The sequence below is a fragment of the Skermanella rosea genome (assembly GCF_016806835.2).
Classification (GTDB): Bacteria; Pseudomonadota; Alphaproteobacteria; order Azospirillales; family Azospirillaceae; genus Skermanella; species Skermanella rosea.
Map to the genome: position 1 here is coordinate 680,655 of NZ_CP086111.1, position 24,384 is coordinate 705,038.

20 protein-coding genes are annotated in these 24,384 nt (G+C 68.7%); 17 read left to right on the forward strand and 3 right to left on the reverse strand.

The features are described 5' to 3' along the window. Positions 1-114 precede the first annotated feature (114 nt). From JL101_RS03170 to JL101_RS03195, 6 genes are all read left to right on the forward strand, one after another. Positions 115-1,038, forward strand: coding sequence for a peptidylprolyl isomerase (locus JL101_RS03170; RefSeq protein ID WP_203100182.1), 924 nt, complete (start codon positions 115-117; stop codon positions 1,036-1,038). 38 nt (positions 1,039-1,076) lie between these two features. Beyond that, positions 1,077-2,309, forward strand: a complete 1,233-nt coding sequence (gene argJ, locus JL101_RS03175) for a bifunctional glutamate N-acetyltransferase/amino-acid acetyltransferase ArgJ (protein ID WP_203100181.1) — start codon at positions 1,077-1,079, stop codon at positions 2,307-2,309. A 33-nt stretch (positions 2,310-2,342) separates the two neighbouring features. Then, a complete protein-coding gene (locus tag JL101_RS03180; protein WP_203100180.1) occupies positions 2,343-2,780 on the forward strand; it encodes a (deoxy)nucleoside triphosphate pyrophosphohydrolase in 438 nt (145 codons plus the stop codon). A 51-nt stretch (positions 2,781-2,831) separates the two neighbouring features. After that, the gene (locus JL101_RS03185; protein WP_203100178.1) at positions 2,832-3,050 is read left to right on the forward strand and encodes a hypothetical protein; all 219 of its coding nucleotides are present in this window, start codon (positions 2,832-2,834) and stop codon (positions 3,048-3,050) included. Between the two features lie 105 nt (positions 3,051-3,155). Next, a complete protein-coding gene (locus tag JL101_RS03190; protein WP_203100176.1) occupies positions 3,156-4,316 on the forward strand; it encodes an aminotransferase in 1,161 nt (386 codons plus the stop codon). Positions 4,317-4,417: 101 nt separating this feature from the next. Beyond that, positions 4,418-9,214, forward strand: coding sequence for an alpha-2-macroglobulin family protein (locus tag JL101_RS03195; RefSeq protein WP_203100174.1), 4,797 nt, complete (start codon positions 4,418-4,420; stop codon positions 9,212-9,214). A gap of 27 nt (positions 9,215-9,241) precedes the next feature. Here JL101_RS03195 and JL101_RS03200 read toward each other — a convergent pair whose 3' ends face one another. Further along, entirely contained in the window at positions 9,242-9,442 is a 201-nt protein-coding gene (locus JL101_RS03200) for a hypothetical protein (protein ID WP_203100172.1), read from the reverse strand. 234 nt (positions 9,443-9,676) lie between these two features. Here JL101_RS03200 and JL101_RS03205 point away from each other — a divergent pair, with 234 nt between their 5' ends. Genes JL101_RS03205 through mnhG form a run of 7 tightly spaced genes read left to right on the forward strand, consistent with a single transcriptional unit; the run spans position 9,677 to position 15,647 of the window. After that, entirely contained in the window at positions 9,677-12,043 is a 2,367-nt protein-coding gene (locus tag JL101_RS03205; RefSeq protein ID WP_203100170.1) for a putative monovalent cation/H+ antiporter subunit A, read from the forward strand. Next, complete coding sequence (locus JL101_RS03210) at positions 12,040-12,459, forward strand: Na+/H+ antiporter subunit B (protein ID WP_228435263.1); 420 nt, start codon at positions 12,040-12,042, stop codon at positions 12,457-12,459. Before JL101_RS03205 ends, JL101_RS03210 begins: the two co-directional genes overlap by 4 nt. After that, positions 12,460-12,948, forward strand: coding sequence for a Na+/H+ antiporter subunit C (locus JL101_RS03215; protein WP_203100167.1), 489 nt, complete (start codon positions 12,460-12,462; stop codon positions 12,946-12,948). Next, entirely contained in the window at positions 12,945-14,489 is a 1,545-nt protein-coding gene (locus JL101_RS03220; protein ID WP_228435264.1) for a Na+/H+ antiporter subunit D, read from the forward strand. Before JL101_RS03215 ends, JL101_RS03220 begins: the two co-directional genes overlap by 4 nt. Then, positions 14,486-14,959, forward strand: a complete 474-nt coding sequence (locus JL101_RS03225) for a Na+/H+ antiporter subunit E (protein WP_203100165.1) — start codon at positions 14,486-14,488, stop codon at positions 14,957-14,959. Before JL101_RS03220 ends, JL101_RS03225 begins: the two co-directional genes overlap by 4 nt. Then, a complete protein-coding gene (locus JL101_RS03230; RefSeq protein ID WP_201077316.1) occupies positions 14,956-15,270 on the forward strand; it encodes a monovalent cation/H+ antiporter complex subunit F in 315 nt (104 codons plus the stop codon). Before JL101_RS03225 ends, JL101_RS03230 begins: the two co-directional genes overlap by 4 nt. Further along, on the forward strand, positions 15,267-15,647 hold the full coding sequence (gene mnhG, locus JL101_RS03235) for a monovalent cation/H(+) antiporter subunit G (RefSeq protein WP_203100163.1): 381 nt from the start codon (positions 15,267-15,269) through the stop codon (positions 15,645-15,647). The genes JL101_RS03230 and mnhG overlap by 4 nt, the downstream gene beginning before the upstream one ends. A gap of 308 nt (positions 15,648-15,955) precedes the next feature. Here mnhG and JL101_RS03240 read toward each other — a convergent pair whose 3' ends face one another. Continuing rightward, a complete protein-coding gene (locus JL101_RS03240) occupies positions 15,956-16,630 on the reverse strand; it encodes an OmpW/AlkL family protein (protein ID WP_203100161.1) in 675 nt (224 codons plus the stop codon). Between the two features lie 519 nt (positions 16,631-17,149). Here JL101_RS03240 and JL101_RS03245 point away from each other — a divergent pair. From JL101_RS03245 to JL101_RS03260, 4 genes are all read left to right on the forward strand, one after another. Further along, a complete protein-coding gene (locus JL101_RS03245) occupies positions 17,150-18,922 on the forward strand; it encodes an N-acetylglutaminylglutamine amidotransferase (RefSeq protein ID WP_203100159.1) in 1,773 nt (590 codons plus the stop codon). 2 nt (positions 18,923-18,924) lie between these two features. Then, positions 18,925-20,685, forward strand: coding sequence for an N-acetylglutaminylglutamine synthetase (gene ngg / locus JL101_RS03250; RefSeq protein WP_203100156.1), 1,761 nt, complete (start codon positions 18,925-18,927; stop codon positions 20,683-20,685). Positions 20,686-20,760: 75 nt separating this feature from the next. Then, complete coding sequence (locus tag JL101_RS03255) at positions 20,761-21,930, forward strand: osmoprotectant NAGGN system M42 family peptidase (protein WP_323374706.1); 1,170 nt, start codon at positions 20,761-20,763, stop codon at positions 21,928-21,930. Positions 21,931-22,237: 307 nt separating this feature from the next. Next, positions 22,238-23,458, forward strand: coding sequence for a sensor histidine kinase (locus JL101_RS03260; protein WP_203100151.1), 1,221 nt, complete (start codon positions 22,238-22,240; stop codon positions 23,456-23,458). 72 nt (positions 23,459-23,530) lie between these two features. On the opposite strand, the gene JL101_RS36735 is transcribed toward JL101_RS03260, so the two are convergent. After that, complete coding sequence (locus JL101_RS36735) at positions 23,531-24,181, reverse strand: cold-shock protein (protein ID WP_203100370.1); 651 nt, start codon at positions 24,179-24,181, stop codon at positions 23,531-23,533. Between the last annotated feature and the right edge of the window lie 203 nt (positions 24,182-24,384).

Sequence of the window (24,384 nt, forward strand, 5' to 3'; positions counted from 1 at the left end):
TTGCAAGCCGCCCCAAGCCGTGCTTAATCGCTGCGAAAGGGAAAAAGTGCGTGCGACCGCGGATTGCTGGCGCATGTCGCCGCACCCGTCATTCCGATGAATAAGGAACCTCTCATGTTCGCACGAGTCCTCCGCGTAGCCGCCGTCTCGCTGGCGCTCGGCGGTGCCGGCTTCGCCGCCCTGGCCCAGACCGGCACGACTCCCCCGGCCGGCACCGGCGCCGGCGAGGATCCGGTCGTGGCCAAGGTCAACGGGGCCGAGATCAAGCGCTCCGAGGTCATGCGCACGATCGCGTCGCTGCCGCCGCAGGTTCAGCAGATGCCGGTGCAGATGATCTTCCCCGCCGTGATCGACCAGATCATCAACGGCAAGCTGGTGGCCGAAGCCGGCTACAAGAACAACGTGCAGAACGATCCGGAAGTGGCGGAGCGGATGAAGCGCGCCGAGGAGCGCATCGTCCAGGAGCTCTACCTGACCAAGGAAGTCCAGAAGCGCATCACCGCCGAGCGCCTCCAGGAAGCCTACAACCAGTTCAAGCAGGAAAACCCGCCGCAGGACGAGGTCAAGGCCAGCCACATCCTGGTCGAGTCCGAGGACGCCGCCAAGGCGATCATCGCCGACCTCAAGAAGGGCGGCGACTTCGCCAAGATCGCGGGCGAGAAGTCGACCGACAAGGCCGCGGCCCAGCAGGGCGGCGACCTCGGCTTCTTCACCAAGGACCAGATGGTGGAGCCGTTCGCCGACGCCGCCTTCGCCATGAAGCCGGGCGACGTCAGCGAGACTCCCGTCCAGACCCAGTTCGGCTGGCACGTGATCAAGGTCGTGGACCGCCGCCAGAGCACCCCGCCGACCTTCGAGGAGGTGCAGGAGCAGCTCCGCAGCCAGGTTTCGGAACAGGTGATCGGCGAGCTGGTCGAGGACCTGCGCAGCGACGCCAAGGTCGAGCGCTTCCAGATGGACGGCTCGCCGATGCCCGAGCAGCCCGCCGCCACGCCCGGTTCCGCCACCCCGGGCGCCGCCCCGGCGCCCAAGCCGTAATCTACCGACACTTCCACGACCCGAAAGCCACGACCACCATGGCACCGACCATCTCTCCCCTTGCACCCGGCGACTTCCCTTGGATGCCGGCAATACCCGGTGTCCGTCTGGCTACGACCAATTGCGGCATCCGCTACCAGGGCCGCGACGACCTGATGGTCGCCCTGCTCGACGCCGGCACGACGGTGGCCGGCGTGGTCACGCGGTCCTTGACCGCCTCGGCGCCGGTCCACTGGTGCAAGAAGAACCTGGCGGGCGGCAGCGCCCGTGCGATCGTGGTGAATTCGGGCAATTCCAACGCCTTCACCGGCAAGGCCGGCGAGGCGTTCGTCCAGGCCACGGTGGAGGCGGCGGCCACGCTCGCCGGCTGCGAGCCCGGCGAGGTGTTCGTCGCCTCCACCGGCGTGATCGGCCAGCCGATCCCGGCCGACGCCATCGCCCGGCACCTGCCGGGACTGGCCAACTCCTTCGACGCCGGCGGCTGGTTCCCGGCCGCCAAGGCGATCATGACGACCGACACCTTCGCCAAGGGCGTCACCCGCACGGCGAAGATCGGCGGCACCACGGTGACCCTCAACGGCTTCGCCAAGGGCTCCGGGATGATCGCGCCCGACATGGCGACCATGCTGGGCTTCGTCTTCACCGACGCGGCGATCGCCGCCCCGGTCCTCCAGAAGCTGCTGGCGGAGGCCAACGAGCAGTCGTTCAACTGCATCACGGTGGACGGCGACACCTCGACCAGCGACACCGTGCTGCTGTGCGCCACCGGCCAGGCCGGCAACAAGCCGGTCACCAAGGCCGGCGACAAGTCGCTGGCCGACTTCAAGGCCCAGCTCAACGCGCTGATGGTCGACCTCGCCCAGCAGATCGTCCGCGACGGCGAGGGGGCCACCAAGTTCGTGACCGTCCGGGTCGAGGGCGCCGCGTCGGACAAGGCGGCCAGGCGGATCGCGCTGAGCATCGCCAATTCCCCGCTGGTCAAGACCGCCATCGCCGGCGAGGACGCCAACTGGGGCCGCATCGTCATGGCGGTCGGCAAGGCGGGCGAGAAGGCCGACCGCGACAAGCTGCGGATCTCCGCCGGGGGCGTGCTGATCGCGGCCGACGGCATGGAGGTGCCCGGCTACGACGAGACGCCGGTGGTCGAGCACATGAAGGGCCGCTACATCGACTTCCTGGTCGAGCTGGGCATCGGGTCCGGCGCCGCGACGGTCTGGACCTGCGACCTGACCCACGGCTACATCGACATCAACGGCAGCTACCGGAGCTGAGCCGAAGGTGACGCTTCTTCCGGGTGGATCCCCATGAACTGCTTCGACCCCGACTCGACTCCCGAGCCCGGCAAGCCGGTGCTTCTGGTGGTCGCGGCGGCCCTGGTCGATCCGGACGGCCGCGTCCTCCTGGCCCAGCGGCCGGAGGGCAAGGCCCTCGCCGGCCTGTGGGAGTTCCCCGGGGGCAAGGTCCATGAGGGCGAGAGCCCGGAATACGCGCTGGTCCGCGAACTGCGGGAGGAGCTGGGGATCGAGACGGCGGGAAGCTGCCTCGCCCCCTTCACCTTCGCCTCGCACCGCTACGAGAGCTTCCACCTGCTGATGCCGCTCTATGTCTGCCGCGTCTGGCAGGGCACGGTCGCCCCGCTGGAAGGCCAGTCCCTGGCCTGGGTGCGGCCCAACGACATGGGCAAATACCCCATGCCCCCGGCCGACAAGCCCCTGGTCGCGATGCTGCGGGACCTGCTGTAGGGTAACGGCATTTCATCCGCACAAGGTGCTCTTGGTTTGTAGGAGATCACGATGGGCATCAACGCGCGATACAGCGATGCCAGGACCGAACTGACCGAGCGTGTGACCTTCAGCCGGGAGGAGGCGGAGCGCGCCTTGAGGAACAGGATCCGCAAAGGCGACCTGTCGGTCATCGATTATCTGACGAAGCACAAGGGCTACCGGGAAGAGCACGCGCAGGCTCTCGAACCGAAGTTCCGCGCGGCGATCCGCGGGGTCGAAGCGCCATAATCCCTGTACGGGGGAAGGGCGTCCGGGCGGCATAGCCCATCGACCCGCCGGGTTCGATCGGCTAAGTTCCCGCCTCCCGTGTCCACAGAAGCGCCCGATCCCATCATGACCGCCAAAGTCGGCAACCCTCTCTTCCGCGACATGCCCACCACCGTGTTCGAGGTGATGTCGCAACTGGCCCTCAAGCATCAGGCGATCAATCTGGGGCAGGGATTTCCCGACGACCGCGGCCCGGCCGACGTTCTCCGGGCGGCGGCCGACGCGCTGCTGGACGGCTACAACCAGTACCCCTCGATGATGGGAACGCCGGAGCTGCGCCAAGCCGTCGCCGCCCACGCCCGCCGGTTCTACGGGCTGGAGGTGGACTGGGCGCGCGAGGTCCTGGTGACCTCCGGCGCCACCGAGGCGCTGGGCGCCTGCCTGCTGGGGCTGATCGAGCCGGGCGACGAGGTCGTCCTGTTCGAGCCGATGTACGACAGCTACCTGCCCATCATCCGGCTGGCCGGCGGCATCCCCCGCATCGTGACGCTGAAGGCGCCGGACTGGAGCTTCACCCGCGAGGACCTGGAGCGGGTGTTCGGCCCGAAGACCAAGGCGCTGGTGCTCAACAACCCGCTGAACCCCGTGGGCAAGGTCTATTCCCGCGCCGAGCTGGAGCTGATCGGCGAGTTCATGCGGCGCTTCGACGCGTACGCGGTCTGCGACGAGGTGTACGAGCACCTTGTCTTCGACGGCGCCCGCCACATCCCGCTGATCACCATCCCGGGATTGCGCGACCGCTGCCTGCGGGTCGGCTCGGCCGGCAAGACCTTCTCCCTGACCGGGTGGAAGATCGGCTACGTGACCGGCGCGCCCGAGCTGCTCCAGCCCGTCGCCAAGGCGCACCAGTTCATGACCTTCACGACCGCGCCCAACCTCCAGGCCGGGGTCGCCTACGGCCTCGCCAAGGAGGAGGCGTACTTCACCGGCCTCGCCACCTCGATGCAGGCCAAGCGCGACCGGCTGGCGGCGGGCCTGCGCGAGGCCGGGCTGTCGGTGCTGCACAGCGGCGGCACCTATTTCCTGATCGCCGACATTTCCTCCACCGGATTCGATGGCGACGACGTGGCGTTCTGCCTGAACCTGACGGAGGCGGCCGGCGTCACCGCGATCCCGGTCAGCGCCTTCTTCGCGGAAAGCCCGGTGCGCAACTTCATCCGCTTCTGCTTCTGCAAGCAGGATGCGCTGCTGGACGAGGCCGTCGCCCGGCTCAAGCGCTATTTCTGAGGCAATTGTATAGAACTTGCGCCATAATCCGGCGCCATGCTCCAGCAGGCGCCGCTCGGCGCCTGCTGGTTATTCATGTCGGCATCGGGGTTTGTCGTTTCATGCGCATACTGCGTCCGTTCGGGCTCGCTCTCGCCGTGGCCCTTGGGTGTTCGACGGCCGCTCCGGCACAGCAACCCGCACCGGAACCGATCCCCGAAACGCCGCCCTTCGGCGTCGCCGGGGTCGAGGTCCTGGCGGAACGCGACGTTCCCCAGGCCTGCTTCACCTTCACCCGCCCGCTGGAGAAATCCTCCCCGACCGACTACGCCGCGCAGGTCGAGGTCGAGCCGCCCGTGCGCGTGACCGCGGTCGCCCGCGGCGCCACCCTCTGCCTGGAAGGACTGGACCACGGCGCCGGATACGGCGTGACGCTGAAGCGGGGGCTGCCGGGAGCCGGCGGGGCGGCGCTGGGGGAAGCCGCGCGCTACGACGTGGCGGTGCCGGACCGCAAGCCCGTGCTGGCCTTCCGGGGCGCCGGCTACGTCCTGCCCCAGGTCGGCGCCGAGGGGCTGCCGCTGCGCACCGTCAACGTCGCCCGAGCCCGGCTCCAGGTGCTGCGGATCGAGGATCGGTCCCTGGTCGAGCAGATCCATTACGGGCGGATCAGCCAGGCCCTGACCGAGCTGGACGTCGGCGGCATCGTGGAGCGGAGCGGCACCCAGGTCTGGCAGGGCGAGATGGCGATCGGCGACCGGCGGAACCAGGCCGTCGTCACGCCCTTCCCGGTGGAGGCGGTCATCGGCGCCTCGGGCGGCGCGCTGAAGCCGGGCGTCTATCTCGCCGTCGCGGGCAACGCCGACCGCGAAGGCGAATCGTGGGAGGCCAAGGCGACCCAGTGGTTCGTCGTCTCCGACCTGGGGCTGACCACCTTCGCGGGGGAGGACGGGCTGCTGGTGTTCGCCCGCAGCCTGACCACCGCCGAACCCGTGCCGGGGGTCGAGCTCCGCCTGCTGGCGCGCAGCAACGCCGAACTGGGCAAGCTCGCGACCGGGCCGGACGGCATCGCCCGCTTCCCGCGCGAGGCCCTGCGCGGCACCGGCGGCGGCGCGCCCCAGGCGGTCTTCGCCTATGGCGCGTCCGGCGACATGGCGTTCCTGGACGTGGCCGCCGCGACCGACCCGTCGGAACGCGCCGGCCCCGGCGCCGACGCGTCGCCGCTGGACGCCTGGCTCTACACCGACCGCGGATTCTACCAGCCGGGGGAAACGGTGTTCCTGAACGCCCTTCTGCGCGACGCCGGGGCGGTGGCGGCCGAGGGGCGCGCCCTGACCCTGAAGATCCTCCGCCCCGACGGGTTCGAGGTGGACCGGCGGCAGGCGGCCGACGCCGGGGCCGGCAGCTACAGCCTCGGCCTGGAGCTGCCGCGCCCCGCCGCGGCCGGCCAGTGGTCCGTCACCGCCCACCTGGAACCGGACGGCGCGCCGGTGGGCCGCGTCGATTTCGCGGTGGAGGACTTCGTGCCGCCGCGCCTGGACGTAGGTCTCGCCGCCGATCGCGACCCCGTGGAGGCCGGCGGCACCCTGGCGCTCCGGATCGACGGCCGGTACCGCCGGGCGGGACCGGCGGCCAAGCTGCCGGGCGAGCTGGCGGTCACCCTGCGCCGCGCGGCCGAGCCGTACCCGCGCTTCGCCGGCTACCGCTTCGGCCTGGTCCAGCAGCCGTTCGAGCCGCTGCGGACCGACGCGCCGGGCTTCGTCACGGGTCCCGACGGCGTCGCCCGGGTCGAGCTCCGCCTGCCCGGGCCGCCGGACACCAGCCACGCGCTGGAAGCCGTCATCCAGGGCACGCTCTACGACATCGGCGGCCGCCCGGCGGTGCGCGAGATCGTCCTTCCGGTCCGGCACCAGCCCTTCGCGATCGGGATCAGACCCCGCTTCGGCGGAGACGCCGTGCCGGAGGGGGCCACCGCCACCTTCGACGTGGTCGCGGTCGGACCGGACGGCGCGCCGCTCGACCGGCCTTCCCTGTCCTATGAGCTGTACGAGGAGGAATACGACTACGCCTGGTTCGAGGCGGACGGCCATTGGGACTACCGGGCGCAGGTCAAGGACAAGCGGGTGACCGGCGGCACGCTCGCGGTCATGGCGGAACCGCCCGCCGACGGCCGCGCCGCGATCGAGCAGCCGGTCGGCTCCGGCCGCTACCGGCTGGAGGTTTTCGATACCGGAACGGGCGTCGCGACCAGCCTGCGGTTCTCGGCCGGCTGGTGGGTCACGCCGACCGCGGGCGAGCGGCCGGACCAGGTGGACGTGGCGGTCATGCTGCCGAAATATTCCGGTGGCGAAACGGCCAAGGTCTTCGTCAAGCCGCCCTACCAGGCCCAGGTGCTGGTCGCCGTGGCCGGGCGGGCGGTCCACCAGACGGTGCTGCGCCGCATCGGGCCGGAAGGCGCCTTCCTGGACATCCCCGTGGACCCGTCCTGGACCGCCGGGGTCCATGTGGTCGCCACCGCCTTCGCCCCGGCGGAGCCGGCCCACGGCGCCGCGTCGCGCCGGGCGGTCGGCAGCGCGTGGCTGGCGGTCGATCCGGCGCCGCGGCGTCTCGACGTTTCGATCCCCGCTCCCGCCGACCTGGCTCCCCGGAGTCGGGCCCGCGTCCCGGTCACGGTGCGCGGGGCGGAGGAGGGCGCGCAGGTCCGTCTGACCCTGTCGGCCGTGGACGACGCCATGCTCCGGCTGACCGATTTCGCCGCACCCGACCCGGCGGCGCACTATCTCGGCCGGCGTCCGCTGGAGGTGGACCTGCGCGACGTCGGGGGACCGCTTGCGGACCGGAACGGCGCCATGGCCGCGACGGGCACGCGGCCGGCCATGGTCCCGCCGGTCCGGCGCCGGCCGGGCGACCCGCCGCCGCCGCTCCGGAGGGAGATGACGGCCCTCCATTCCGGTATCGTGACGGTCGGCCCCGACGGCACGGCGGAGGTCCCGCTGGAGATCCCCGACTTCGACGGCCGGCTGCGGCTGATGGCGGTCGCCTGGACGCCGGGCAAGGTCGGCAGCGCCACCGCGACCGCCGCCGTCCGCGATTCCCTCCTGGTCGAGCCGGGGCTGCCCCGCTTCCTGGCGCCCGACGACGTGGCGCAGGTCACCCTGACTTTGACCGACCGGGGGCAGAAGGGCGGCGACTATGCGCTGCGCTTCGGCACCGGGGGGATGGTCGAGCTGCGCTCCGGCGGCGAGGTCGCGCTCCGCGGGGTCCGGCCCGGCAAGCCGGTGACGGTGCCGCTGACCATCGCCGGCACCGGAGTCGGCGCCGGACTGGTGCGGGTGGAGATCACCGGCCCCGACGGGGTCGCCGTGACCCGGGAATGGGCGGTCGGCGTGCGCCGTCTCCAGCCCGCCGTTTCGCGCCGCCGGGTCGAGCTGATCGAGCCCGGCCGGAAGTCGGCCGTCTCGCCCGACGCGGTTCCCGAGCCGGTGGCACTCCGCCGCGAGACGGTCGGCGTCATGCTGGCGGTCGGGACCATGCCCGACCTGGACCTTCCCGGCCTGCTGCTGTCGCTCGACCGCTATCCCTACGGCAGCGCCGAGCAGATCACCAGCCGGGCGATGCCGCTGCTCCAGCTCGGCCCCGTGATGGCGGCGCTGGAGATCGCGTCGGAGGGCGAGGTCCGCCAGCGCGTCCAGCGCGCCATCGACCGGCTGGTCTCGGTCCAGCGGTCGGACGGCGCTTTCGCCATGTGGTCCTCCCAGGGACCCGGGGAGCTCTGGCTGACCTCCTACGCTCTGGACTTCCTCGGCCGCGCGCGCCAGGCCGGCTACCGGGTGCCCGAGACGCCCTGGCGCAAGGGCATCGAGTGGCTGAACGGCGTGCTCGACAATGCCTGGTTCGGCGACGCGGAACTGGCGGCGCGGGCCTACGCCCTCTACACCCTGGCGGGCAGCAAGGCGGTCGATCCGGCGGAGGCGCGCTATTTCCAGGAAACCCACTGGGACGCCCTGCCGACCCGGCTGGCCCGCGCCCAGGTCGCGGGGGCGCTCGCCCGGCTGGGCGACGCCGACCGCGCGGCCGAGGCCTTCGCCCGACTCGACCGCGCCCGCGCGGAGCCCGCCGGCATGCGGGATTTCGGCTCGGAACTGCGCGACCAGGCAGCATTGATCGCGCTCCTGGCGGAAGCCGGCGGCGGCCGGGACCGGCTGGCCGGCCTGGCCCAGCAGCTCGCCACCCTGCTGGCCGACGCCGAGGCGACCAGCACCCAGGAGCGGGCCTGGATCCTGAACGCGGCCGCCGCCCTGGCGTCCAAGGCGGGGGAAACGAAGATGGTGCTGGACGGCCAGCCCGTGACCGTGCCCGGCGCGCTGTACCGCCGGCTCCTGCCCGGTGGCCCGGCGATGCCGCTGGAGAACGCCGGCGCCGTGCCGCTCTACCGGTCGGTCACCCTGGCCGGGGTGCCGGCGAGCCCGCTGCCCGCCGATGCCGAGGGTTTCGACATCCGGCGCACCGTCCTCGGCACGGACGGCGCCCCGGTCGATCCCGCCGGGGTGGCGAAGGGCAGGGTGCTGGTGGTGATCCTGGAAGGCGAGAGCCTGCGGCGGGAGGAGCACCAGGCGCTGGTCGTGGACATGCTGCCGGCGGGTCTGGAGATCGAGAACGTCCGGCTGGCCGACAGCGGGCAGCTCGGCGACCTGTCGTGGCTCGGCGCCCTCAGCGCCGCCAACCACGTGGAGTTCCGCGACGACCGTTTCGTCGCCGAACTCGACCTGACGCCCGACCGGCCCACCTTCCGGCTGGTCTATCTGGCGCGCGCCGTGGTGCCGGGCGACTACGCCCTGCCCGGAGCCTTTGTGGAGGACATGTACAGCCCCAACCTGTTCGCCCGCGGCCCCGCCGGGCGGATGGTCGTCCGGGAGGAGTAGGGCGCGCCGCCGGGACTGGCGCCGGAATTACGCCCCCCGCGGGCCGGCGCCGGCGTGCCTCCCGCCGCCGGCCCGTCGGCGGGAGGCGATGAAAAGGATTGCCGCCAGCACCGCCATCACCGAGCCGAGGCCGATGTAGAAGGCGATGGCGATCCCGATCGTGGCGGTGCCCAAGAGTACGAGCAATAGGAGCCACACTCCCAGCACCACGATAGCGCGGTCGGACATCTAACACCCCTGCAACTCTGTCTCTCTTGCGCCGACTATAGGCGCATGGATTTCGAGCCGCGCGTGGCAAGCTGTCGCTGGCGCATGGCAAGGGGACGCTTCATAAAATGCAAATAAAAACCGCTCTGTTGAAACAAGCCGGCCGAGCCCCATATAGCCCCAGTCTTTTTGAGTGAAATCAACAGTCAACCGGTGGGCAGGGGGAAGCATGGAACCCGCGGAGGAATTCCGCCGATGCTGAGTGCTATTCTCGGCATCTTTGCATGGGCGCTGGTAGCACCAATTGTCGCAGGCAGGTTGCCCAAGCTGGGGGGATGGGTCCTGGCCGTCGTTCCGGCGGCGCTGACCGTCTGGTTCGCGGGGTTCCTCCCGGAAATCGCCGCGGGCGGCGTGGTCCGTGAGGTGGTGCCCTGGATCCCGGGCCTCGGGGTCAACCTGTCGTTCTATCTCGACGGGCTCAGCCTGACCTTCGCGCTGATGGTCTGCGGCATCGGTACGCTGATCGTCATCTATTGCGGCGGCTACCTGCATGGCGATCCCATGCTGCCCCGGTTCTTCCTGTACATCCTGGCCTTCATGGCCTCGATGCTCGGCGTGGTGCTGGCCGACAACGTGATCTCGCTGATCGTTTTCTGGGAGCTCACCAGCGTCACGTCGTTCCTGCTGATCGGCTATCTGCACGACAGCCCGAAGTCCCGCCGGTCGGCGCTCCAGGCGCTGCTCGTGACCTCGCTGGGCGGCCTGGTCATGATGGCGGGGCTGATCCTGCTCGGGATCGCGGGCGGCAGCTTCGAGCTGAGCGAGCTGGCCGGGCAGGGCGACCTGCTGCGCGAGCATCCGCTCTATCTCGCGGTCCTGATCCTGATCCTGGTCGGCACCTTCACCAAGTCGGCGCAGTTCCCGTTCCATTTCTGGCTGCCCAACGCGATGGACGCGCCGACGCCGGTCAGCGCCTACCTGCACTCGGCGACCATGGTCAAGGCCGGCGTCTACCTGATGGCGCGGCTCGCCCCGACCCTGGGCGGGACGGAGGTCTGGATCTACACGCTGGTGGGCTTCGGCGCCTTCACGTCGCTGCTGGGCGCCATCCTGGCGGTCCGGCAGACCGACCTGAAGAGGATCCTGGCCTACACAACGATCACCGCCCTGGGCCAGCTGACCATGCTGATCGGCATCGGCAGCGTCTATGCCGTCGAAACCTTCGCCGTCTACCTGCTTGCCCATGCCTGCTACAAGGGCGCGCTGTTCATGGGCGTGGGGGCCATCGACCACGAGACCGGCACGCGCGAGGTCGGCCAGCTCGGCGGCCTCCTGAGGCTGATGCCGGTCACCGCCGCCGCGGTCGGCCTGGCGGCCATGTCCAACGCCGGGCTGCCGCCGTTCCTGGGCTTCCTCGGCAAGGAATTCATGTATTCCAGCACGGTGGGCATGGCGGGCGAAGGCATGCCGCTGCTCGGCTGGATCGCGACCCTGGCCATGCTGGCGTCCAACGCCCTGATGCTGGTGACCGCCGGCCTCGTCTTCGTCAAGCCCTTCCTGGGTCCCAAGATCGAGACGCCGAAGCACGCCCACGAGGCGCCGGTCAGCCTGTGGCTCGGCCCCGTCGTCCTGGCCGCGGTCGGGCTCGGGCTGGGCGTGTTCCACGGGGTGCTGGAGCGCCTGTTCGTGGTGCCCATGGCCGCCTCGCTGGCGGGGGAGGCGGTCGAGGTCCACATCTATCTCTGGGGCGGCTTCACCACGCCGCTGGGGCTCAGCATCGTGACCGTGGCGCTCGGCGCTGCGCTCTATCTCGCATGGCCGCGGGTCAAGGCGACCCTCGACGGCGTGGCGCGGGCGCTGGGCTACGACTCCGACGGCGGCTGGGACCGCATCCTTCAGGGACTGGTCGGCATCGCCTGGTGGCAGACGCGGGTGATCCAGTCCGGCTATCTCCGCCATTACGTGATGTTCACCATCGTCTTCACGACGGTGGCGATCGGTGCCACGATGATGGTCCACGGGGCCTACACGGCACCTTCCCTCGCGGTGCTGGATGCGCCCTACACCGCCTGGGTGCTGGCCCTGACCGTGATCGCGGCGACCTCCGCCGCCGTCGTGGCCCGGTCGCGCCTCGTCGCCATCCTGTCGCTCGGCGTGGTCGGCGTCGTGATCGCGCTGATCTTCCTGCTCTACGGCGCGCCCGACGTCGCGATCACCCAGTTCATGGTCGAGACCCTGGTCGTCATCATCGTCGCGCTGGTCCTGGCCCGGCTGCCGCGCCTGACCGCGTTCGAGCGGCCGAACCGGCGCCGCGCCGTCCGGGATGCCGTCATCTCGATCGCGTTCGGCGCCGTCGTCACGGCGGTGATGCTGTCGGTCATCGACCTGCCGATCCCCTTGGACCTCAGCGAGTATTTCGCGACCCGCAGCTATACCGAGGGCTTCGGCCGCAACGTGGTCAACGTGATCCTGGTCGATTTCCGGGCGGTCGATACGCTGGGCGAGATCCTGGTGGTGGCGACCGCGGGGCTGGGGGCCTTCGCCCTGCTGAAGGCCCGGCCCCGGCGCCCAACGCCCGAGCCGACCCCTGTCGAAACCGTAAAGACCGGAGACCGGCCATGATGGACAGCCTGATCCTGAGGACGGCGACCCGGCTCCTGCTCAGCCTGATGCTGCTGTTCTCCTTCTTCATCCTGCTGCGCGGCCACAACGAGCCCGGCGGGGGCTTCATCGGCGGCCTGATCGCCGCCAGCGCCTTCGCCCTCCACTCCATCGCCTTCGGCCCGGCGGCGCTCCGCGAGGTGCTGACCTTTGATCCGAAGGCGATCACAGGGGCCGGGATGCTGTGCGCGATCGCCGCCGGCCTCTGGTCGGCCTTCCTGGGCGATGCCTTCCTGACCGGCCAGTGGCTGCACTGGGGCGAGGGCGATGCCGCCTTCCATGTCGGCACGCCGCTGCTGTTCGACGTCGGCGTCTTCCTGGTGGTGATCGGCGCGGTGCTGACCATCGTGCTGTCCCTGGAAGAGGAGGACGTGTAGGTGGAAACCCTCATGGCCTTCACGATGGGATTCATGGCCGCCGGCAGCGTCTACCTGCTGCTGAGCCACAACCTGGTGCGCGTCCTGTTCGGCCTCATCCTGCTCAGCAACGCGGCCAACTTCGTGATCTTCGCGGCCGGCGGGATGACCGAAGGGCTGCCGCCGCTGATCCGCGCAGGCGCCAAGGAGCTGACCGGCGTCTATTCCAACCCGCTGCCCCAGGCGCTGATCCTGACCGCCATCGTCATCAGCTTCGGCCTCCTGGCTTTCGCGCTGGTGCTGGTCTATCGCGGCTACCAGGAGCTGGGCACGGTCGACAGCGACCGGATGCGCCTGGCCGAGCCGCCGCATCCCGACCAGGACATCCCCGAGCCCGAGGAGCCGCGCCGGCCCCAGGTCCGGGACGCCGCCCGCCGGGTCGAAAACATACGCGAACCTGTCGGGCGTGAGCCCGCCGGACGCGAGCCTGCCGGGAGCGACGCATCGTGAGCTGGTACCTGATCGCCCCCATCCTGGTCCCCATGACCACCGCGGTCCTCGCCATCATGCTGTGGAACAGCCGCGCCGCCCAGCGCGCGGTCAGCGCCGCCGGCGCGGGACTCCACCTCGTCTCGGCCATCCTGCTCATGGCCAAGGTCTGGCAGGGCGGCATCCTGGCCGGGCAGATGGGCGGGTGGCCGGCACCGTTCGGCATCACCCTGGTGGCCGACCATCTCAGCGCCGTGATGGTGCTGATCACCGGCATCATGGGGCTGGGCGTCGGCCTCTACAGCCTGTCCGACATCAACGAGGACCGGGAGCGCAACGGCTTCCACCCGCTCTACCACGTGCTCCTGACCGGCGTGACGGGGGCCTTCATCACCGGCGACCTGTTCAACCTCTATGTCTGGTTCGAGGTGATGCTGATCGCCTCCTTCGCGCTGCTGGCGCTGGGAGCGGAGAAGGAACAGCTTGACGGCGCCATCAAGTACGCCGCGATCAACGTGGTCGCCACGGTCATGTTCCTGATCGCGGTCGGCATCCTGTACGGCCTGACCGGGACGCTGAACATGGCCGACCTGGCCGTACGTCTGCCGCAGGTCGAGCAGCAGGGACTGGTCACCACGGTAGCCGTCCTGTTCATGATCACGTTCGGCATAAAATCGGCGGTGTTCCCGCTGTTCTTCTGGCTGCCGGCCTCGTACCACACGCCGGCCGTGGCGGTTTCCGCGATCTTCGCCGGGCTTCTCACCAAGGTCGGCGTCTATGCCCTGGTCCGGACCTTCACCCTGATCTTCACCGGCGACGTGGCCTATACCCACACGGCGCTGCTGGTGGTGGCCGGCCTGACCATGGTGACCGGCGTGCTCGGCGCCGCGGCCCAGAACGAGATCCGCCGCATCCTGTCGTTCCACATCATCAGCCAGATCGGCTACATGGTGATGGGGCTGGCGCTCTATACGCCGCTGGGACTGATCGGCGCGGTCTTCTACCTGGTCCACCACATCATCGTCAAAACCAACCTGTTCCTGGTGGCCGGGGTCGCGAAGCGGCTGACCGGATCGATGGAGCTGAAGAAGATCGGCGGGCTCTACAAGGCGTCGCCCCTGCTGGCGGTGCTGTTCCTGATCCCGGCGCTCAGCCTCGGCGGCATCCCTCCGCTGTCGGGCTTCTGGGCGAAGCTGGTCCTGATCCGGGCCAGCCTGGAAATCGGGTCCTACGCGATCGCCGCGACCGCGATCCTGGTCGGATTGCTGACCATGTTCTCCATGACCAAGATCTGGGGCGAGGCCTTCTGGAAGCCCCATCCCGGCGGCGATGCCCGGGTGCTGTCCATCTCCGACCTGACAAGGACCGAGCGGACGCTGCTGATCGGGCCGATCGTCGTGTTCGCGGCGCTGACCGTCGCGATCGGCCTGTGGACCCAGCCGTTCCTGGACCTGGCGACCCGCGCGTCGGCCGAACTGCTGGCTCCGGCACCCTATATCGAGGCCGTGCTGGGACCCCAGGCGGGGGTGCCGGGCGCCCAGCATGCGGGAGCGCAGCCATGACGATGTTCATGTTCAACCTGGCCCTGGCGATCGTCTGGCAGGCCGTCACGGGCAGCTTCAGCATGGGCGGCCTGATGATCGGGTTCGCCGTCGGCTACGCCGTGCTGTGGATCGCGCGGCCGGTGTTCGGCAACGACCCGTACTTCTGGAAACTGTGGCACATCATCGGCTTCTTCTTCTATTTCCTGAAGGAGCTGGTGGTATCCAGCCTGCGGGTCGCGTGGGACGTGGTGACCCCGCCGATCTATGCCAGGCCGGGCGTGGTTCGGGTGCCCATCGATGCCCGGACCGACCTGGAGATCACCCTTCTGGCCAACCTGATCACGCTGACGCCGGGCACCCTGACGCTCGACGTGGCGCCCGACCGCAAGTCCCTGTACGTCCACGCCATGTTCATCGACGACCCGGAGAAGGTGCGGGCCGAGATCAAGAACGGCATGGAGCGCCGCCTGCTGGAGCTGACGCGATGAGAAGCGACCTGTCGCCCTTCCTGAACTGGTCGATCGAGATCACCTTCATCGTCCTGCTGGTCTCGATCCTGATCGCCTTCGTCCGGCTGGTCCGCGGGCCCTCGCTGCCCGACCGGATCGTGGCGCTGGACCTGCTGACATTGCTGGCCGTCGGCGTCATCGCCCTGTTCGCGATCCGGGAGGACAAGCCCGTCTTCCTCGACGCCGCCATCGCGCTGGCCCTGGTGGCTTTCCTGGGCACGGTCGCCTACGCCCGCTTCCTGGAACGGCGCGGACGCCACGAACGCAAGATCGAGGAGCCCGGCCCATGATCGGCACCATCCTGGAGATCCTGGCCGGCGTGCTGCTGCTGGGCGGCGCCGCTTTTTCCCTGGTCAGCGCGCTCGGCGTCCTGCGCCTGCCGGACGTGCTGATCCGCATGCACGCCTCCAGCAAGGCCGGCACCCTGGGCGCCGGCATGATCCTGGCGGCGGTTGCGGTCCTGTACGGCACCGACGAGATCGTCGCCCGCGCCGTCGCCGCGATCTTCTTCCTGCTCCTGACCGTCCCGGTCGCCTCCCACATGATCGGCCGCGCCGCCTACATCACCGGCGTCAAGCTGTGGTCGGGCACCGTGGTGGACGAGGTGCGCGGGGAATACGAGGGCCGCGCCGCCGGCCGCCCGAAGGTATATCCCGAGAACCAGTGATGGGGCGGTCGCGATCAACGCGATCCTTCGTCATGGCCGGGCTCGATCCGGTCATCCACGTGCAAGCTCCCTCATGCCGGTTGGCGCATGAGCGAAAAAGGGGCGCCCCGTATGTCGGGTAGAGCGAAGCGGCATCCGACGTCACTACGTCTGCTCTGTCGGGTGCCGCTTCGCTCTACCCGACATAAATTTTTCTCCACGACGGTGAAGCCGTGCGGATTCGTATTCATCCGTGGGAAGATTGGCGGCCCAAACGAAAAATGCGGGCCGAAGCCCGCATTTCCCGCGATCCGACGGTGCCGCCCGGCTTAGAAGCGGTAGCCGAGGCCGACGCCGAAGATCCAGGGGTTGATGTCCACGTCGGCCTTCAGCGCGGTGCCGCCCAGGTTGGCCTTGACGTCGGTGCTCAGCCACAGCTTCTTCACGTCGACGTTCAGCGACCACGGACCGGAGATCGCATAGTCGATGCCGGCCTGGAGGGCGAAGCCGAAGCCGTCCTCGTAGCTGATCGAACGCAGCGCACCCTTTTTCTCGTTGTAGAAGATGGTGTAGTTGACGCCAGCGCCGACATAGGGGCTGAAGCGCTCCTTGGGGGCGAAGTGGTACTGTGCCGTCAGGGTCGGCGGCAGCAACCAGACGCTGCCCAGGTCCAGGCCGTTGGAGGCATCCACGTCGTGCTTCGTGGTCGCGGCGATCAGTTCCAGGGCGATGTTGTCCGTAATGAAGTAGGAAACGTCGACTTCCGGAACATAGGCGTTGCCGAGCCGGGTGTTCAGGGTGGTGTCGACACCGCCCGCCGTCTTGATGTCGCCGCGTTCCGTCGGGATCACGCCGATGCCGCGCAGGCGGACGTTGATGTCGCCGGCGGCCTTCGGCTTGAAGGCGGCAGCTTCCTGGGCGCTGGCCGGGGCCGGGGTGCCGGCGGCGAACAGGGCTGCAGTCAGGGCAGAAACGGCACAGGCGACACGCCAGGAACGAAACATTCTCAGTACTCCGTTGTTCTTCGAATTTCTTCGTACGAAAGCTCTCTCGTAGCGATGGGTCTCTATCACAACCGAAATACCTTGACTAGAAAGGCGTAATTGTTTGGCACGCATACAGTTTGAGCGATAAGCTTTTGCTGCGGTAAAGGGGAAAACCTGCCGAACCTGCGGGATTTCACGAAGATGGCCGATCGCTCTGCGGCGATCTTGAAGTGTACAAATTTTGTGCAGTAGGGTTTCGGAAGGTCAGGCAGTAAACGGCTCACTTTTGCCGAAACAATGACTTTAGGGACTTGGGAATCACATCGGATTCGGTAGTTTTTACTATCGGAAGGTGGTGTGCCTACTAAGCGCGATCCTTTCGAACCTATTCGTCCGGAATGTGTTTATGCTGTGACAGAGCACTTTCGCGTGCTTCCGCTGCCCCGGTGTTGCCCGCGACAGGGTGACGCTCCCCTTGACCAGAGGTGCTTTCGACATCGTCGCGGGCCGACCAACAAGCAGGAGATCAGACAACCCATGTGTGGCATTTGCGGTGAGATAAGGCTCGATCGAAGCGCCGCCGACGGCAGGGCGGTCAATGCCATGGCCGACGTGCTGGCGCCGCGCGGCCCCGACAGCGCGGGTGCCTTCGCGCAGGGCCGGGTGGCGTTCGGCCACCGCCGCCTCAAGATCATCGACCTGTCCGACGCCGCCCAGCAGCCCATGGTCGACCCGGCCCTGGGCCTGACCATCGTGTTCAACGGCTGCATCTACAATTACCCGGAACTGCGCACCCAACTCGAGGGGGAGGGCTACCGGTTCTTCTCCCACGGCGACACCGAGGTGATGCTGAAGGCCTACCATGCCTGGGGGCCGCGCTTCGTCGACAAGCTCTACGGCATGTTCGCCTTCGCGATCTGGGAACGCGAGAGCGGCCGGGTCGTGATGGGCCGCGACCGGCTCGGCATCAAGCCGCTGTACCTGGCCGAGACGCCGGGCATGATCCGGTTCGCCTCGACCCTGCCGGCCCTGGTCGCCGCGGGCGGCATCGACACCGACATCGACCCGGTGGCGCTGCATCATTACATGAGCTTCCACGCCGTCGTGCCGGCTCCCATGACCATCCTCAAGGGCGTGCGCAAGCTGCCGCCCGCGACGCTCCTCACCATCGAGCCCGACGGGACGAAGCGCGAGGAGGTCTACTGGACCGTCAAGTTCGGCCCGCAGGCCGGTGACGGAAGCCTGTCCGAGAGCGACTGGCAGGACCTCGTCCTGGAGACCCTGCGCAAGGCGGTGGAGCGGCGGCTGGTGTCCGACGTGCCGGTCGGCGTGCTGCTGTCCGGCGGGCTGGACAGCTCGATCATCGTGGCGCTGCTGGCCGAGGCCGGGCAGCACGGCCTCCAGACCTTCTCGATCGGGTTCGAGACCGTCGGCAACGAGCGCGGCGACGAGTTCCAATATTCCGACATCATCGCCCAGCGGTTCGAGACCGACCACCACAAGCTGTTCGTGGACAGCAGCCGGACCCTGCCGGAACTTCAGAACTGCGTCCGCGCCATGGCGGAGCCGATGGTCAGCCACGACGCGATCGGCTTCTACCTGCTGTCGCAGGAGGTGGCGAAGCACGTCAAGGTGGTCCAGAGCGGGCAGGGGGCCGACGAGATCTTCGGCGGCTACCACTGGTATCCGCCGATGATGGAGAGCCGCGACCCCGTGGCGGACTATGCGCGCGTCTTCTTCGACCGCGACCAGGCCGAAATGGCCCAGGTGCTCGACCCGCGCATGCTGGGCGACGATTACAGCCGCGCCTTCGTCGAGCGCCACTTCGCCCAGCCCGGCGCCGACCGGCCGATCGACAAGGCGATGCGACTCGACACCAACGTCATGCTGGTGGATGACCCGGTCAAGCGGGTGGACAACATGACCATGGCCTGGGGGCTGGAAGGGCGCGTCCCGTTCCTTGACCACGACCTGGTCGAGCTCGCGGCGCGGGTCCCGCCCGAGCTGAAGATCGCCGAGGGCGGCAAGTACGTGCTGAAGGAGGCCGGGCGCCGCGTCGTCCCGTCGGAGGTGATCGACCGGCCCAAGGGCTATTTCCCCATGCCGGCCCTGAAATACCTGCGCGGACCCTACCTGGACCTCGTCCGCGACGTGCTCAACGAACCGAAGGCGCGCGAGCGCGGCCTGTTCCAGCGGGACTACGTGGATCGCCTGCTGGCGGAGCCGGACAGCCACATCACGCCGCTCCGCGGCTCCAAGCTCTGGCAGGTCGCCCTCTTGGAATTCTGGCTCCAGACACACGGCATCTGAGCATGACCCAGCCTCCCAACCCAAGGTCCCAGCATCGTCTGGAGCGGCGCAATGCGCCGTCGCTCCGCAACTGGTACTCGCGCGATCAGCACCATCCCGACCAGACCGGCTACGAGGAGAACGCGACGGTCGATTGCGGCTGGGGCCGGCTGCTGTTCGCCCACACCTTCCCCGACCTGCCCGAACTGGCCGGGGCGCTGCGGGAGGAGACGCAGGGACGGCGCGACATCGCGCTGTACCTGCGCGACCCGCACGTGGCGCTGTCGCTGGCGCCGCAGGAGCTGTTCCTCGACCCGTCGCACACATACCGGCTGTGGCTGGAGAACTACCGGCCGAGCCGGCGCCGGCCGCGCGGCTTCACGGTGCGCCGGCTGCGGACGGTGGAGGACGCCGAGGCGATCAACCGCATCTATGCCAGCCGCAACATGGTGCAGGTCCCGCCCCACTTCTTCCACGACAAGCGCAACAGCCGGGTTCTCACCTATTTCGTCGCGGTCGACCAGGCGACCAACAGCGTGATCGGCTCTGTCACCGGCGTCGATCACGGGCGCGCCTTCAACGACCCGGAGAACGGCTCGTCCCTGTGGTGCCTGGCGGTCGATCCGCAGGCCTCGTTCCCCGGCATCGGCGAGAACCTGGTGCGGACGCTGGCGGAGCATTTCCAGGCGCGCGGCCGCAGCTTCATGGACCTGTCCGTGATGCACGACAACGTCAATGCCATAGCCCTCTACGAGAAGCTGGGGTTCCAGCGGGTGCCGGTGTTCGCCTTGAAGACGAAGAACTCGATCAACGAGAAGCTCTATGTCGGGCCGCCGCCCGACGAGACGCTGAACCCCTACGCGATGATCATCATCAACGAGGCCCGGCGCCGCGGCATCGGGGTCGACGTGGTGGACGCCGAGGGCGGCTATTTCACCCTCAGCTACGGCGGCCGGTCGATCACCTGCCGGGAGAGCCTCAGCGAGCTGACCACCGCGGTGGCCATGAGCCGTTGCGACGACAAGGCGGTGACACGCCGGCTGATGGTCAAGGCGGGGCTGAAGGTCCCGGCCCAGCAGGCCGCTGCCAAGCCGGAGGACGACGCCGCCTTCCTGGAGAAGTACGGCTCGATCGTGGTCAAGCCGGCGCGGGGCGAACAGGGCAAGGGCATCACGGTCGACGTCCGTACGCCGGAAGCGGTCGCCAAGGCGGTGGCCGAGGCGCGCAACCACGCGGAGACCGTGCTGCTGGAGCAGTTCTTCCAGGGCGACGACCTGCGAATCATCGTGATCGACTACCGCGTCGTGGCCGCGGCGATCCGCCGGCCGGCCGAGGTGACGGGTACCGGCGAGCATACCGTGCGGGAGCTGATCGAGGCGCAGAGCCGGCGCCGTGCCGCCGCGACCGGCGGCGAGAGCCGCATCCCCATGGATGCCGAGACGGAGCGATGCGTCACCGCCAACGGCTTCTCCATGACCGACGTGCTGCCGGAAGGGCAGGTCCTGCCGGTCCGCAAGACCGCCAACCTCCATACCGGCGGCACTATTCACGATGTCACGGACCGCCTGCACAGGACGTTGGTGGATGCCGCCATCGCCGGCGCGAAGGCGTTGGATATACCCGTCGTCGGTTTCGATTTCCTCGTGCCGTCGGTGACGGAGCCCGACTATGTCATCATTGAGGCAAATGAACGTCCCGGCCTTGCCAATCATGAACCGCAGCCCACGGCCGAACGTTTTGTTGACCTTCTCTTCCCCAATACTAAGCTACTGTCCAATGGATAGAGATAGCGAAACGAGAAGCTCAATCTGATGCAAGGCATACCTACCGAAAGACCGCAGGCCGAAAGACCTCAGGCGGTGGCTCCGAACGGGACGGACGGCCAGGCGCTCGTGCCCCCGGCCCGGCCGGCGATCGACATGGATTATGTCCTGTCGATGCTGGAGAGCCTGCTGAAGATCCCGAGCCCGACCGGCTATACCGACGAGATCGTGCATTTCTGCGGGCGCGAACTGAAGCGGCTGGGCATCCCGTTCGAGCTGACCCGGCGCGGCGCCATCCGCGCCGACATCAAGGGCCGGCTCAACAGCCCGGACCGGGCGATCGTCGCCCATGTCGATACGCTGGGCGCCCAGGTGAAGGGCCTGAAGTCCAACGGCCGGCTGGAGGTGGTCGCCATCGGCACCTGGTCCGCCCGGTTCGCCGAGGGTGCCCGCTGCACGATCTTCACCGACCACGGCTCCTACCGCGGGACGATCCTGCCGCTGAAGGCGTCGGGCCACACCTACAACGAGGAGATCGACACCCAGCCCGTCGCCTGGACCAACCTGGAGGTCCGGGTGGACGCGGTCTGCTCCAACACGGCGGACCTGATCCGGCACGGCTTCAATGTCGGCGACTTCGTCGCGATCGACCCGCAGCCCGAATTCCAACCCAACGGCTTCATCAATTCCCGCCACCTGGACGACAAGGCGGGCGTCGCGGTGCTGTTCGGCGCGGCCAAGGCGGTGATCGACGCCGGCGTGGAACTGCCGGTCGATTGCCACCTGCTTCTGACCATTTCGGAAGAAGTCGGCTCGGGAGCCTCGTCGGTCCTGCACGGCGACGTGGCGGAAATGGTCTCCATCGACAACGCGACCCCGGCGCCGGGGCAGAACAGCCGCGAATCGGGCGTCACCATCGCGATGGCCGACAGCACCGGCCCGTTCGATTACCACCTGACCCACAAGCTGCTGGATCTGTGCTCGGACTACGACATCCGGCATCAGCGGGACATCTTCCGCTTCTACCGGTGCGACAGCGCCGCCGCGATCGAGGCCGGCAACGACATCCGCACTGCCCTGGTCTGCTTCGGCGTGGACAGCTCCCATGGCTACGAGCGCACCCACGTCCATGCGCTTCGCTCCCTGGCCGAACTGGTGGCGCTCTACATGCAGAGCGACGTCACCTTCGAACGCGACCGCCACGCCATGGGCCCGCTGACCGGCTTCCCGCACCAGAAGACCGAGCCGGCCGAAGCGGCCGAATAGGCCGCTCCGGCCGCTTCCAAGACGCAGCGGCGCCCGCCGGCCGGCCGGCCAGGGCCCGGCGCCGCTGCACGCGGTCCGACGATAGGAGTTCCCAAGCGTTCGGAGCCGAAATCCCAAACAAATGCCGAGTCTTCATGCATGATGCCGCCTCCGGCGGGATGATTTTTCTTTGCCGAATTTTGCAAAACTATCCATCCGGGTAAGGGTTTTCCGGTCCTCTATGATCTATGTCCCGTTCGATACAGGTTTTACTGGTGCAGCGGGACGTCCTTTTGTTCGAGTTTTTCAGAAAAGTTGAAGGTGTCCGGTGGCGGTAGGGCCGGACTCGCTCGTCGCGGGCGCGGTGTCCCGGGAAGCCGACCGGTCCCTGATGCTGGCGCGCTCCCTGACCCGGCGGCTGCGGTTCGTGGCCGTCCTGACGGTGGTCTTCGTCGCCGGGCTCACGGCGGTCTTCCTGCTGCTGTTCCGCGAGGTCGAATTCCGGGAGCAGGCGGTCCGGACCACCTACGAGACGCGCGTCGTCCTGGAGACCCTGCGGGGCGCCTTCGACCGGTTGGCGGCTTCCGGAGCGGAGCGGCCGGACCTCCGCCGCGAGCGCATCGCCGAGGTCGGGGAGGCGCTTTCGACCCTCTCCCGGGTGGCGGCCGGCGACGGTGCCAACCGCCCGGACCTGGAGCGGCTCGTCGGGTTCGTCCGGGAGAGGCTGGACGAACCCGACGGACCCGGCGACCCCGCCGAGGTCGACCGGCGGATCGAGGCGCTCCAGGCCGGCCAGGAGGCCGACCTGAGGGAGAGGGTCGCCTGGATCGACCGCCTGGGCGACTGCGCCTTGTACGGGGGAGGGGCGCTCGGCTGCGCGAAGGTCCTGATCCTGGGCGTGCTGCTCGGGCAGGCGGCCCGTATGGCGCGGCGCGAGGCGGACATGATCGACGAGCGGGCGGTCCTGCTGCGGGAACTGAACCACAGGGTCGGCAACAGCTTGGCGACCGCCGTCGCGTTCCTCCAGCTCCAGGCGGCGCAGATCAGCGATCCGCGGCTGCTCGGGACTTTCCGGGAGGCCCAGAACCGTATCATGGCGCTGGGCGAGGTGCACAGGCGGCTGCTCCAGGCGGAAGCCGTCACGGCCCTGGACCTCTCGACCCTGCTGCCCGGCCTCGCCGGCGAACTGGCGCGGAGCCTGGGGGCCGAGGAGCGGGTCTCGGTCACCGCCGATCCAGCCGTCGTTCCGGTCGAGACGGCCATCGCCCTGGCCATCATCATGACCGAGCTGACGACCAACGCCGTGCTCCACGGCTGCCGGAAGGATGTCGGCTGCGACGTGGCGATCCGGCTGGACGCGGGAACGGACGGCGGCCTCTCCCTGTCGGTGCGGGACTCGGGCGGAGGACTGCCGGCGGATTTCGACCCGCAGGCGTCCGGCAAGGCCGGCCTGCGGATCGTTACCGCGCTGGTGGATCAGGTCGGGGGAAGCTTGAGCTACGAGGCCGACGGCTTCACCGAGGCCCGGGTGAGCGTACCGCCGCCATGACGGCGGGCCGGCCGGGCCCCGACAGGTCGGGACCCGGTCCGATGCCCGGCCGCTCTCGGCGGACGTCCGTCGTCAGAGCGGCATGATCCAGGTCGCTTCGCGGCCCTTGGCGGCGTCCTGCACGCGCATCTGCACGCGCTGGCCGGCCTCCAGCTGCATCAGACCGCAGCGGCGCAGCACGCTCTTATGGACGAAGACGTCCTTGCTCGCGTCGTCGGCGGTGACGAAGCCAAAGCCCTTGTCCGGCTTGAACCACTTGACCGTGCCCGACATCTCGACTTCCGGGCCGCCCGAGGGCGCGCCGTAGTCGCTGTCGCCGTAGCGGTCGCCGCCGCCGTAACCGCCGCCGCCATAGCCGCCGCGATCGCTGCCGTAGCGGTCGCCGCCGCCATAGCTGTCACGGTCGCCGTAGCGGTCGCCGCCGCCGTAGCCACGGTCGCCGCCGCGATCGCCGTAACGGTCGCCGCCGGCGGGGCGGGCGGAGGCCGGCGCGCCGCCGACCACTTCGACGATCCGCGTCACCTGGGGACCCTTCGGCCCCTGGCTGATCGTGCACAGGATCTCGGTGCCGTCGCTCAGCTCCTGCAGGCCCGCCCTGTTCAATACCGAGATGTGGAGGAATGCGTCCGGAGATCCGTCAACCGGAGCGACGAAACCAAAGCCCTTGGTTACATTGAACCATTTCACCAGGGCCCGAGCCTGGGCGCCATCGTCGAACGACATGGCGTTGTGCTGACTGAAGCGAGACAAGTGTGCAGAACCTTCGAATCCAGCGCCGCGCGCGGTTAACACCTTCGAGGGCAGCACCGGTTGTTCCCCCTGGCTTGCCCCCGTAATGATTTTATGCACAGAAAAATTTGAGTCTCCAGTGTAATTTTTTGTTCACCTTACTCTATCGGCTGGTTCTTTTCTTCTTTAGACAGACC